Source organism: candidate division WOR-3 bacterium (assembly GCA_016926475.1).
GTDB lineage: Bacteria > SDB-A > SDB-A > SDB-A > SDB-A > JAFGIG01.
On the sequence record JAFGON010000096.1, the window covers coordinates 33,908 to 45,641 of the forward strand.

The 11,734-nt window shown below is 43.7% G+C and carries 10 protein-coding genes; 3 read left to right on the plus strand and 7 right to left on the minus strand.

The genetic code is table 11. The features are described from left to right. The first annotated feature begins 81 nt into the window (after positions 1-81). Positions 82-2,118, plus strand: coding sequence for a hypothetical protein (locus JXA84_09665; protein MBN1151471.1), 2,037 nt, complete (start codon positions 82-84; stop codon positions 2,116-2,118). On the opposite strand, the gene uvrC is transcribed toward JXA84_09665, so the two are convergent. From uvrC to JXA84_09700, 7 genes are read right to left on the minus strand one after another with little or no spacing between them, the layout of a single operon-like run. After that, the gene (uvrC, locus tag JXA84_09670) at positions 2,119-3,888 is read right to left on the minus strand and encodes an excinuclease ABC subunit UvrC (protein MBN1151472.1); all 1,770 of its coding nucleotides are present in this window, start codon (positions 3,886-3,888) and stop codon (positions 2,119-2,121) included. A gap of 11 nt (positions 3,889-3,899) precedes the next feature. Continuing rightward, the gene (locus tag JXA84_09675; protein ID MBN1151473.1) at positions 3,900-5,657 is read right to left on the minus strand and encodes a S8 family serine peptidase; all 1,758 of its coding nucleotides are present in this window, start codon (positions 5,655-5,657) and stop codon (positions 3,900-3,902) included. A gap of 12 nt (positions 5,658-5,669) precedes the next feature. Further along, positions 5,670-6,866: an NAD(P)/FAD-dependent oxidoreductase gene (locus JXA84_09680; GenBank protein MBN1151474.1), complete on the minus strand. Its 1,197-nt coding sequence runs from the start codon at positions 6,864-6,866 to the stop codon at positions 5,670-5,672. Then, positions 6,850-7,047 (minus strand): 4Fe-4S binding protein, encoded by a 198-nt coding sequence (locus tag JXA84_09685; GenBank protein MBN1151475.1) that lies wholly within the window; start codon positions 7,045-7,047, stop codon positions 6,850-6,852. The genes JXA84_09680 and JXA84_09685 overlap by 17 nt, the downstream gene beginning before the upstream one ends. Positions 7,048-7,049: 2 nt before the next feature. Next, entirely contained in the window at positions 7,050-8,345 is a 1,296-nt protein-coding gene (locus tag JXA84_09690) for an FtsX-like permease family protein (protein ID MBN1151476.1), read from the minus strand. After that, complete coding sequence (locus JXA84_09695; protein MBN1151477.1) at positions 8,335-9,015, minus strand: ABC transporter ATP-binding protein; 681 nt, start codon at positions 9,013-9,015, stop codon at positions 8,335-8,337. Before JXA84_09695 ends, JXA84_09690 begins: the two co-directional genes overlap by 11 nt. After that, on the minus strand, positions 9,003-9,788 hold the full coding sequence (locus JXA84_09700; GenBank protein MBN1151478.1) for a hypothetical protein: 786 nt from the start codon (positions 9,786-9,788) through the stop codon (positions 9,003-9,005). The genes JXA84_09695 and JXA84_09700 overlap by 13 nt, the downstream gene beginning before the upstream one ends. Before the next feature lie 221 nt (positions 9,789-10,009). On the opposite strand from JXA84_09700, the gene JXA84_09705 reads away from it, so the two are divergent. Together JXA84_09705 and JXA84_09710 are read left to right on the plus strand one after the other, a co-directional pair. Continuing rightward, complete coding sequence (locus JXA84_09705; GenBank protein MBN1151479.1) at positions 10,010-11,404, plus strand: undecaprenyl-phosphate glucose phosphotransferase; 1,395 nt, start codon at positions 10,010-10,012, stop codon at positions 11,402-11,404. A 31-nt stretch (positions 11,405-11,435) separates the two neighbouring features. Then, the coding region (locus JXA84_09710; GenBank protein MBN1151480.1) for a hypothetical protein at positions 11,436-11,734 on the plus strand (299 nt) is incomplete at its 3' end.

Sequence of the window (11,734 nt, forward strand, 5' to 3'; positions counted from 1 at the left end):
CTGTGGATTTAATTTTTATTTTAACATATAATCGAAGTTATAAAAAATTATGATTTTTCGTCTGATTTTTCAGGAGGATAAATGAAACTTTTTTTGACGTTCACCCTTTTATTTTCTTTTTCTCTGACAGGAATTATTTTTGCTCAATCCGGCGAAAAATACGAGTACTACTCGATCCGGATAAATTCCAGAGAAGACATGGACATAATCCGAAACATGGGAAACGCTTTTATTGTCTCTAGGGATGGTGATCTCTTATACATCGAAGCAGACTATACGGCGGCTCTAAAACTCGCCTCGTCGGGTTACAGGTTGGCAAAACTCTCACAAGAGGATATTTTCGGAAAAGCTCCCGAAGGTTATTATCACAGTTGGGATCAAGTTCTTTTAGAAATTGACTCCTTCACCAGCACATATCCGGGTATAACAAAATGCGACACCATAGGTTTTTCAGTCCAAAACAGGCCTATTGTCAGGATTAAAATAAGCGACAATCCTACAGCCGATGAGCTCGAAGGCAGAATCCAGTTCAACGGATGCCACCACGGAAACGAGAAAATTGCGACGGAGATCAACCTCTACTATATGCGGTATCTCTGTGAAAACTACGGCGTTTTAGGCGAAGTGACATCAATGGTCGACAACAGGGAGATATTCATAATACCTGTCGTCAACCCCGACGGATTCGTCCTGAACCTAAGGAGAAATGCAAACAATATTGACCTCAACAGAGACTATGGATACCAGTGGTTCAGCGAAAGCGGAGCTTCCGTCCCTTTTTCCGAGCCTGAATCCAGGGTAATGAGAGACGATTTCATAAACGCCGGATACACCGTTTCTCTTTCCTACCACTCGACAGCTCAATACGTAAACTATCTCTGGGATTATTCACCAAACAACATACCGGATTACTACGAAGAAGTCGACATGTTCTCAATTCCCTACTCAGATTCCACAGGTTATGTTCCGATAAGGGGTAATGACTGGTATCAGATCGCTGGTTCATGTCAGGACGCCACATACGGCCTTTTTGGCATTTTGGCTGTGACGATAGAGACTTTGATGCCCACAACAGACCCCGACCCGGAATGCCTGAACAATCTGGGTGCTATGAAAATGACGACAAAGTTTGCAGGATACGGCATCAAGGGATATGTATTCGACTCTTTGACAAACCAGCCTCTCGAGGCAGTTTTGTTTTTTCAAAAAGGGTCCGACCCAAAATGGCCTGTAAACTCAAGGGTGCAAAACGGTGAATATCAGAAAATCCTGTCCCCGGGGTCTTATCAGGTCACGGCGCATGCACCGGGCCACCAATCAAAAAGCCTGACAGTGCAAGTTTACTCAGACACTTCAATCGTCCAAAATTTCTATCTTGCTCCATCAAACTCTGCATTTGGCTTAAGGATGATGTGCGCCAGGCAGGAATATTCAAATTTTTCGAATACCACGTATTCATTCAACGCTCTCGGTCCTTCCGACGGAGTCGCGATGTCCCTGAACCGACAGGGTTACGCAATAATTGATTTCGGAGAGAATCACCGCATAACAGACGTAGCCGGATACGACCTGAAGATCCATGAGGCCGACGATGGAACACTTGATTCATGCCTGGTCTACGCGGGAAACTCTCCCGATTACAGCGGAGCTTGGATTTACCTCGGAAAAATATCCGGCACGGACAGCTTCGACATATCTTCAGCCGGCATCACAAGCGCCAGATACGTGAAAATTCTCGACGACGGAAGCTCGACATCCGGAACAACCCCCGGTTACGACCTTGACGCCGTGACCGGAATAAACCAGCCGCTTTCAGTAGAAGAACCCGAACTCCCCGGGGTTGAAAACGAATTGAGTTTCAGTCTGTCGGGCAATTTTCTGGGAAAAAAATTACTCATAGTCAAAAACCAAACAGGTGAGACATTCCCTGTAGAAATCTCCATTTCAGACCTCTCTGGAAGAATAGTCAATCGGGATATTTATGCCGTGGAAACCGGCGAAAATCTTCTTGATCTATCGGTTTTATTCGGCAGGGACATTGTCCGTTCAGGCACTCATTTTCTGATAATTGAAGGCGACGGTGTCTTTCAGTCTTTTAAACTGGTAACGGTGAAATAATCAATATTTTTTTTTGACGAAGTCGACGATATATCTCGCCTTTTTCTCCCCTATTAAATCTATTTCGGCGACTTCCTCGACAGGACAATTTTTTATGTCCTGAATTTTTTTGAACTTTTTTCTCAATTCTCTGGCAATTTTTTCACCAACACCCGGTATCTCGAGAAAAGAGGATTTAAAGAGGTTTTTAGTCCTTTTTTTCCTGTGCGATGTCACCCCGAACCTGTGGCTCTCGTCTCTTATCCTCTTCAGGAGAAATAAAACCGGAGAAAACCCAGGCAAAGAGAGGGTTTCCCCGTTTTCAAAATGGATGGTTTCATACCTTTTCGCTATTGAGATGGCGTCTATTTCAAGCCTCGACTCCCTCATTCCCCTTAGCGCCGCCTTCAACTGCTCAGGACCTCCATCGAGAACGACGAGATCGGGTTTTTCAAGATCTCCAGACGCAACATGCTGTGAAAATTTTTTGACGACGAAATTCATCGCCGCCAGGTCGTCAAAACCGTCGGGTATATCGTATTGACGGTACATCTTTTTATAAGGCCTGGCGTTTTTAAAACAGATCTGACTGCCTTTTATTTCCCTGAACTTTGTGTGGGAAATGTCGAAACAATATATTGTCTGGGGCGGCTCATCTAGTTTGAGGGCTAATGCGAAATCTCTGAGCAGGGGGGGAACTCCCCTTTTTACGGGCAAGAGTTTGCTCAAGGCGATTTTCGAGATTTCGTCGAGTTTATCCCTTTCAAAAGCATTTCTGGGGTTTCTGATGACGGATTTAGTCCCGTGTGAATCCTTCATCCATTCTTCAATCAAATTTTTATCGTTTACCCTGGTCTGTGAAAGAATGATTTCAGGGGGCTGTCTCGACCTGTAAAAGTCCACTATAAATCTGGAGAACGCCTCTTCTTCGCTTATTTCAGTGGGAAGTTCGGTCATGACCGGAAATGCCTCGTGTAATCTACCTTCTCTTATCTGCATAATGAAAAAACAACCTCTTCTTCCCCTTTTCGCAAAACCGACAATGTCCCTGTTCCTCCCATCGTTGAAAATCTTTCTCTCTCCGAACATTATATTTCTCATGTGGGTTATCGCGTCCCTCTTTTCGGCGGCTTTCTCGTATTCCATTTTTTCAGAAAGCTCTTCCATCTGGATCTGGAAAGACCTAACCATTTTCTGAACTCCTCCAGACAGGAAATCCACAAAGGCAAGAATTGATTCTCTGTATTCAGCCCTGCTAATTTTTTCTGCGCAAGGCGCTGAACAGAGCCCAATGTGGTAATCCAGGCATTCTTTCTTGGGCAAAACCCCTGTACAGGACCTGAACTTAAAGTATTTTCTCGAAAGAAACAGCGTGTTTCTCAGCGAATTGGGTTTCAGGTAGGGTCCGAAATACTTCGCTCCGTCCTTTTTTACGTATCTCACAACCTCGGGGTAAGGCCATTTTTCGCTTAGGTCTATTCTTATATAAGGAAATCTCTTGTCGTCTTTGAGAAGAACGTTGTATTTAGGCCTGTGAAACTTTATGAGGTCGGCTTCGAGAATAAGAGCTTCGCTCTCTGTTTTCAGCGTCAGAAAATCGAGGTCTCTCGCCAATTTAATTATTTGGGTGTTTTTGGTATTCTCTTCTTTGAAATAGCTTATGACGCGCTTCTTTAAACTCTTTGCCTTTCCTATGTAAACAGGTTTTCTCGCAATATCCCTGAAAATATAAACGCCGGGTGTATCCGGCGCGTTTACCGCCGTCTCTTTGAGTCTGTCTCTGATTGTCAAGGGCTAAAACGTCACCTGACTACCGCTATTCTCTTGATATCTTTTCCGTAACCTGTCTCCAGAACAAGATAGTATAGTCCTGAAGCCACAAAATCCCCGTCACGGTTCTTTCCGTTCCAAGAAAACGTGTGCCTTCCATCGTCTATAACGCCAATTTCATGAGACCAGACCATCGTCCCGTCGAGAGTGAAAACGTAAAAACTCGCATAAGTCCTGTCGAGGAGTATGTACTCAATTGTCAGTGAAGAAGCATCGGAAGGTTTGAAAGGGTTAGGATATAAAATTTGGATAGTGTTGTCTGTAACCGGTTCAACTTCGGGTGTCTGGCTGTGAAGCGCCGCGTATATATTAGCGACTCCCCAGCCAGTTGTGTCGTTCGGATTTTGATTTCTCGACGCGGTGGATTTCAGGGCGTTGATGACGTCTGAGAGCTTCCACGAGGGATGTGCCTGTAATAGAAGCGCAACGCCACCCGCTGTTACCGCCGTAGCGCTCGAAGTCCCTCCCGCGTAGCTGTAACCGCTGTCTCCTGAATTCGGTTCGAGAGTCAGCGCCCACCATGAAGCGGAAACTTCAGGTTTCCTCCTGCCGTCAAAAGTCGGCCCGCAAGCGCTCGCGTACCAGGTGTTGTTTGAAGAAGAGAGTCTCATGTAGTGGTTCCCGGAAGAATCTGTCCCTCCCAGGGAGAGAATAGAATCGGCGTCGGCGGGAGTCTTGATACATGTGTCGAGGTCAGGCTGTATCGCCGAGTTGAGCCACGTGATGTTGCTCATCGCTGTGACTACGACAATCCCTGCCCGTGCTGCTTGATAAGCAGCTCTCGAAGCGTAAGTCGTCTGACCGTTCATAGAGTTGTAAGACCAGTCCAGGGAGTCTCTGAAGACCTTGTAGGAAAGGCTCGAAGATATTATGTCCGCCCCCGCTGAATCTGCTCTTTCAGCGGCTAAAACCCACCAGTGCTCTTCGTGGACTACGTCGAGGTTGTTGCCGTCGTACCATTCGGTCTTGTATAGGCAAAAATCCGCGTTTTTCGCGGCTCCTATAAGCATTCCCGATTTGTCGCCCGCTATAAGCCCGAACATCCTCGTCCCGTGCCTGAATTCACCCAGGGGGTCAGGGTAATTTATCGTGTCTTGAGGGTCGCCCTGTGCCGTAGAGCGGTTTCCGTTGACGAAATCCCATTCATCTACTATTCTCATGCTGTCGCTTTGAGAGAACCTGTCGAGAGCTTCGTGCGTCCTGTTAAAACCGGAATCAAAAATTGAAACAATAACTCCTTCTCCCCTGTATCCTTCATCATGACATTGTTTAATTCCTAAAAAAGAAAGCTGGAACTCACTCGGACCATAAATGAGATCTCCGTCAAACGACTTAAAAACTTGAGTTTCATCGAGATCAGACTCCATGACATTCACTTTATCTACATAAACAACATAACTAAGGTCTTTTATACTTTCCAAAAGATTTGAGTCATCTGTTCTTATCACTGCTGAATTCAGCCATTTTGAAGTGCCGATAATATCTACGCCGACTGCTTCGACTTCTGACATATAGTAAGGGCTGACGGGTACATCGTCGAGTGTGACCCCTGAACCTCTTATGGTTCTCCTCCAAAGTGATCTTGGAGAAAGGTGGTTTTGAGCCTCTATCATGACGCTTTCTACCCCTCCTCTTCTGTCGATGTCTTTGTCCCTGAAAAAAACCCAGTAATCAGCGCTTTGTATGTAAAGTGGAAATAACAAAAGCAGAATTGACGTTAGTTTTAGCATATATCCTCCGGTTTATTTATTGAAGACCATTTTCATCAACGTCGGGACCAATGAAGATGTCATTTTAAAAAGGGCAGGCACAGACTTAATCAGTCCTAAAAGCATTTCATCCGCTGAAAATTTTTCTATGGTTTTGCCGTCCAGATTCTTTTTTGCCCAGTCAAAAACCGGCGGCATAATTTTTTTGTCGTTTGCTATATAGACGTTTCTCAAAAAAAGCCTCTGTTCAAACTGTCTTCCCTCACCGTGCCACCACGCTTTGTCGTATATATTAGAATCTTCGAGTTTATCCTTTTTTAGGAGTTTTGACGCTATTTCAGACGCAAGCCTCGCAGATGTGAGCGCAGGTCCTATTCCTCCTCCGCTCAAAGGATCTGCCAGTCTTGCGGCGTCTCCGACGAGAAAAACCCCGTTGGCGGAAAGTCTGTCCATCTTTTTTACCGGCACCACGCCGGCAGTTTCGGAAACTATTCCTGCGCTTTTGAAACTTCCGCTCAGCCAATCATCGAGCCTCTCCAAAGCAGTTTTGCCCCCGGCATCTCCCCTTATTCCAAGACCTATATTGGCGGAATGGTTTTCCTTTGGAAAACTCCAGGCGTATCCACCGGTGAACAGATCTTCATCAAGAGCCAAAAGAAGCGCTCCATCCTCTTCCATACCTGAAATATCGGCTCGGACTTCACAGCAGGAATAAATATCCCTCGGCGAAATGCTCGTGTCTATGCCCGCCATTTTGCCTACCATAGATTCAGGCCCGTCTGCGCCGACGACAATTTTCGCTTCTATTTCAACCGGTAATCCGTTTTTTTGCCCTTTCGCCCTCCAAAATCCATCTTTTTGCTTGAGTTCGTTTACAGTGCAGCCCAGAATAATTTCAGCGCCCGCTCTCGCCGCGAGATACCCCAGATATTGGTCGAACAATTCTCTGTTCAAAATTACGCCGTGGCCGGGAGAATTCAACCTCACCCTGTCGCATTTATAGTCAATTATGATTCTGTCTATCTCAAAAGAGACCAGGTTTTTAGGGATTTCACCGACGATATCCCTAATGGTCGGTAGGTCCAACCCCTCCGCGCATCTTATGTCCCCTCCTATTCTGTCCCTTCTCTCGACTGCCGTGACTTGAAAACCCTCCTGGGCTAAAAACCTGGCGGCGGTCGTCCCCGCTGGGCCGCATCCGACTACGAGGGCGTCAGTTTTTATCTTCATCTTTCTCTCCAAGTTTTATGGCACCCATTGGGCATACTTTGACGCAGTTCATGCAGAAAACGCATCTCTCATGTGAATAAAACAGTTTATCATTTTTCATCGAAAGAGCTGTCGGCTGACAGACTGCAACGCATCCCCCGCACAATTTGCACTTTGAATGTTCAATCAATATCCTTTTCATATTCACTCCGCGAGAAGTTCCGGCAAGTTTCTATCAACTGTTCTCAAATATACAAAATAAGCTATAACGGAAGGAATTATACTCAAAGTGAGCAGTATAATCAAAAGTAAAATTACCGGAAACGCGATTACACCGCCGGTGAGTATGTGTATAGAAGGCAAAAACTGTTCTATAAACTTGTCCAAAGCTTTTGAGAGCGCGAATCCCAGAGAATAACCTATAAGCAAATCCACAAAAGCAATTGAAAAAACCTGAAAAGAAAATATTTTCGTAAGATCAGAAGTTGAAGCGCCGAGAGCCCTTAAAACTCCTATCTGACCGGAACGCTCTGATATTCCTCTTGAAATAGTGTATATCGTGCTCGTCAGGGACGAGATGACGATTATCAGAGAGAAAGCGGTTATGCCGAAAGTTACAAGCCTTAAAAAAGTAGATGTTTTTTTGACAAGTTCGCTGTCGGTTCTCGCTTCAAAACCCATTTTTTCTATTTCCTCTACAACTTTTGAGACCTCAGAAGGCGACTCCACTGTCACTATCACTGAGGAATACTGCTGCGGCTTTTCGGGGTGGTAGTAGGAATTAGCCTCCCTGACAAACTCTGTCGGGACTCCGAGGGCGAGAAGCGACAGGTTGGATGATAGCCCGACGAGTTTTACCCTGAATAGCCTTGGCGGCAGGCTTTCTTCTGTTATAGAGCTTCTACCGACTTCGAGGTTTGCTTCAAAACCTATCACGGCTTCGGGGGTTATTCCGGGAAGTTTATTTGCCGGTGCCAGTCCCGCGTTGTAAAGATTTAGAAGTGAAGATGAAATCACCACGGGCAAAATCCTTGCTGAACTGTCGTAGAAACTCCGTTTAAAATGGAGTCTTGCGACAGGGTCGTCTATGTAAGAACTGTCAATTCCCTCTATAGTGACATCAGTGAAGTAATTGCCTTGAATCCCGGGGACGTGCCCTGATAAAGAAGCTGGGACTGTGCAGAATAGCTGTGAATCAATTGAGACTACTCCCTCTATTCGAAGAATTTTTACGGCCGCTTCGTAGTCGAGAATCGAAGAGTTTTTTTTGTCGATGGTGAAAAAACCGACCCTGTTGACGGCAGGAGACACGAGTATCTGACCGCTGGTGAGAGAAGACGAGAATATTTTCCCAAGCGCGGATTTGATGCCAAACCCGAGAGAGAGAAAAAGGAAGACAAGCGAAGTGCTTACAACAAGCATTGTGCTCGAATACAAAAACGAGGACCAGTGCCCGCTGTTCCAAAAAGAGAAAGCCCGGATTGAGTTCCTAAACTTCATCCACGACCTCCACTTTTTTATCTTGAACCAAAAAGACACAGTCCGGGTTCAAGGAAACATTGTGGACAACTGCAATAAATGTAAAAGGCTTTTCTGATCTCAGTTCACCGACAAGGTCGAAAAGAATTTTTGTGTTTTTCTCATCGAGGCTCGCCGTAGGCTCATCGCAGAGAAGTATCGAAGGAGAATTTATCAGCGCTCTGGAAAACGCCACCCTCTGTTTTTCTCCCCTTGAAAGCTTGTTTACGCTGTGGTTATAAACTTCTTCCAACCCAAGCCGCACAAGAAGCCATTTTGCCCTTTCATTAATCCTTTTATAAGGCAAATCCGTAAAAAGGGCCGGCAAGACTACATTTTCAAGAGCGGAGAGATTCCCCAATAAATGAAAATCCTGAAACACAAAACCAATCATCTTCTGCCTCATCAGAGACATCTCCCTGTTTCCGAGTTTTTTCACGTCTTTGCCGTCAATGAGAACTTCTCCGGAAAAATCCTTGTCTATCGACCCCAGAATTCTCAGCAAGGTCGATTTGCCGCTTCCGGAGAGGCCTTTGATGAAATATATCTTTTCTTTCTCGATTTTAAGATCAATATCTTTTAGGACCTCTAAAGTTTCGGAGGGGAGTTTGTAGCACTTTTTGAGGTTTTTTACATTTATCAGAGGTTCCAAAAAAACCGCCTGGAAATTGACGCGTGGACTTTTTTCGGATCCCATCCACTGAAAGATACTTTGGCTGAAATCTCCCCAGAATCCACTATTGCGAAAGCTTCCAAAACAAGGCTCTTTTCACCCATCACCCTCGCCGAGAAGCCTTGAACTTTTTCGGCTTTGACATCCTCCAAAAAAAGAGGCTTCAATTCCGAAGGGACCATGTCGAGTAGCGAGAAAACCGAACCCGGTATAAAAACCCTCACCCAGTCATTTTCTGAAAACATCTCCGACAATTTTTGAAAATTGTCCGATCTATGAAAAGGCCTGTCGTTTTCAATGATCCCTTTTAGTATTGTGTAGGACGAGCTTCCGGAATAGACATACGCCCTGGAATCCACAAGGGTATAGCCTCCCGTTTCCCTGTTAAGGTCGTCGCGGAATATCACCATTTTCTCGACAGTGTCTTTTAGGCTTTCAATTCTAGAGGGAAAAGCGGTGTCAGAGATAAACATGAACTTAATCTCTCCATTTACCGGGTTGAAGCCTAAAAAACAGAAAGCCCAGGGTTTTTGAATTCTCTGGGGTAACGGCCAACCCATTCTATTTATCAATACTTCTCTCAACACACCGTAATACTGATCCGAGACTTCATCGGGTGTTTTTTGTGTGACTTCAAAATACAGCATAACACCTTCTTGAACATTCTCTCCGTAAGGCGTAAAAGTCTTTTGAATGCAACCCGTTGAATAAAAGATATAAAACCCTAAAAAAACAAAGAAAACTTTCTTCATATCAGCTCCTTGATTTCAGGATTATAAGATTTTTTAATCTATATATTAAGTCCTTTTTATCTAAAATCAAAAAAATGCTTTATTATGTTTGATTTTGAAAATACGACGCTATTAATTATGTGGTTTTAACGAGATCTCAATGATCTACCAATTAAGGTATTGAATATCCAAAAAAAATCAGCTTGAACATAAATTTTCTGTATATTAGAATGTTTGCTTAAATGAAAATTAGAAGAAGAAACTTTATTCAATTTTACCTTTATCTCGCCGCAGATTTATTGACCATTTTTTTTTCATTTGTCCTGGCGTATTATGCCAGATTCAATTTCATAAAATTTCATCTGGTACCTGGTTTTAAACCTTTTTTTGAAATCTATTTAATGGCTTTCTTCTTCACAACATTTTCTTATCTTTTAATATTCTACCTTCTCGGACTGTACGATACTCAGAAAAAACACTACATTATTGATGAATTTTATGACATAGCCAAAGGAATCCTTTTCGGAACAGCCCTTGCTCTTCTGCCTGCCTTTTTTTACAGAACAGGAAGCTTCTCGAGACTTGTCCTTGTCATAGGCGGGACGATTTCTTTCTTTCTCATCAACCTCAACAGGGTTCTCATATACATAATCCTCAGATATTTCAACAAAAAAGGAAGAGGCGTAATCAGGACAGCAATTGTCGGAAGCGGAGAACCGGCAAAAACCATTTTAGAAATGCTCAACAGAGACAAAGAATTCAAGTTAATCGGTCAGATCGCTGGAATAAATGACATGTCCTTAGAAAATGTAAAACTCCTCGGATCAAGCGAAGACATACGAACGATAGTCAAAGAAGAAGGAATTGACATGCTCGTCATGGCATTCCCTCTCAGAAACTCGAGCGACGCGACCAACATAATAAGGAGCTGTGCTAATCTCGACGTCCAGCTCAGGTTTCTTCCCGACATACACGGCCTTGTTTCGAGCAGAATAAAATTTTTTGAAATCGGCGGCCTTCCTCTTCTCGGCCTAAGAGTTTTCCCCCTGACAGGCATCAACAAGTTCATTAAACGTTTCCTCGACATAACGGTTTCAACAGTGGGACTAATATTCACCTCTCCTTTGATGCTTCTTACCGCCTTAGGTGTAAAATTGACTTCCCCCGGTCCCGTCTTCTATCGGCAAGAAAGAGTTGGAAAAGACGGAAAAATCTTTATAATGATAAAATTCAGATCAATGAAAAAAGACGCGGAAAAATACACAGGTCCCGTGTATGCCCAGAAAGAAGACTCTCGCAAGACCAGATTTGGTTCTTTTATCAGGGCGGCAAGCATTGACGAACTCCCACAACTTTTTAATGTCATCAAAGGCGATATGAGCTTGATAGGCCCCAGGCCCGAACGAGAGATTTTCGTCGAGAAATTTATAGAAGAAATTCCAAGATATAACGAGCGACACCGTGTAAAACCCGGCATCACCGGCTGGGCTCAGGCAAATGATTTACGGGCAAATTCGTCCATCGAAGAACGTGTTGCCTATGACTTGTATTATATAGAAAATTGGTCCTGGGACTTCGACATTAAAATCATGCTCAGAACAGCTTTTACAATATTTTTCCATAAGAATGCTTATTAATGCATAATCTGAAATTACAAAAAAAAAAATAATGAAATACAAACTATGTCAAGTTATAAACCACGCCAAAATTGCCGGAACAGAAAAGCACGTCTTGCTTTTATCAACAAATCTTTCAAAAAACGATTTTATATGCACTGTCTGTTCTTTCGAATCAGGTGAATTGATAAATCATTTAAACGAATTACAGATCAAAACCAAAACAATACAAAACAAAAATAAATTGATTCACTTTTTATGTTTAGTTAGATTCTTAATGACCAATGAATTTGATTTAGTCCATTGTCATTCTGGCGGATACGGATGCATAGCAGCCAAAATTGCGGGAAT

What these genes read in the sequence shown, in the direction of transcription:
- JXA84_09680 (MBN1151474.1), bottom strand. Translation starts at nt 6,866, where the DNA reads ATGAAGATAAAAACTGACGCCCTCGTAGTCGGATGCGGCCCAGCGGGG.
- JXA84_09705 (MBN1151479.1), top strand. Translation starts at nt 10,010, where the DNA reads ATGAAAATTAGAAGAAGAAACTTTATTCAATTTTACCTTTATCTCGCC.
- JXA84_09685 (MBN1151475.1), bottom strand. Translation starts at nt 7,047, where the DNA reads ATGAAAAGGATATTGATTGAACATTCAAAGTGCAAATTGTGCGGGGGA.
- JXA84_09665 (MBN1151471.1), top strand. Translation starts at nt 82, where the DNA reads ATGAAACTTTTTTTGACGTTCACCCTTTTATTTTCTTTTTCTCTGACA.
- JXA84_09675 (MBN1151473.1), bottom strand. Translation starts at nt 5,657, where the DNA reads ATGCTAAAACTAACGTCAATTCTGCTTTTGTTATTTCCACTTTACATA.
- JXA84_09700 (MBN1151478.1), bottom strand. Translation starts at nt 9,788, where the DNA reads ATGAAGAAAGTTTTCTTTGTTTTTTTAGGGTTTTATATCTTTTATTCA.
- JXA84_09690 (MBN1151476.1), bottom strand. Translation starts at nt 8,345, where the DNA reads ATGAAGTTTAGGAACTCAATCCGGGCTTTCTCTTTTTGGAACAGCGGG.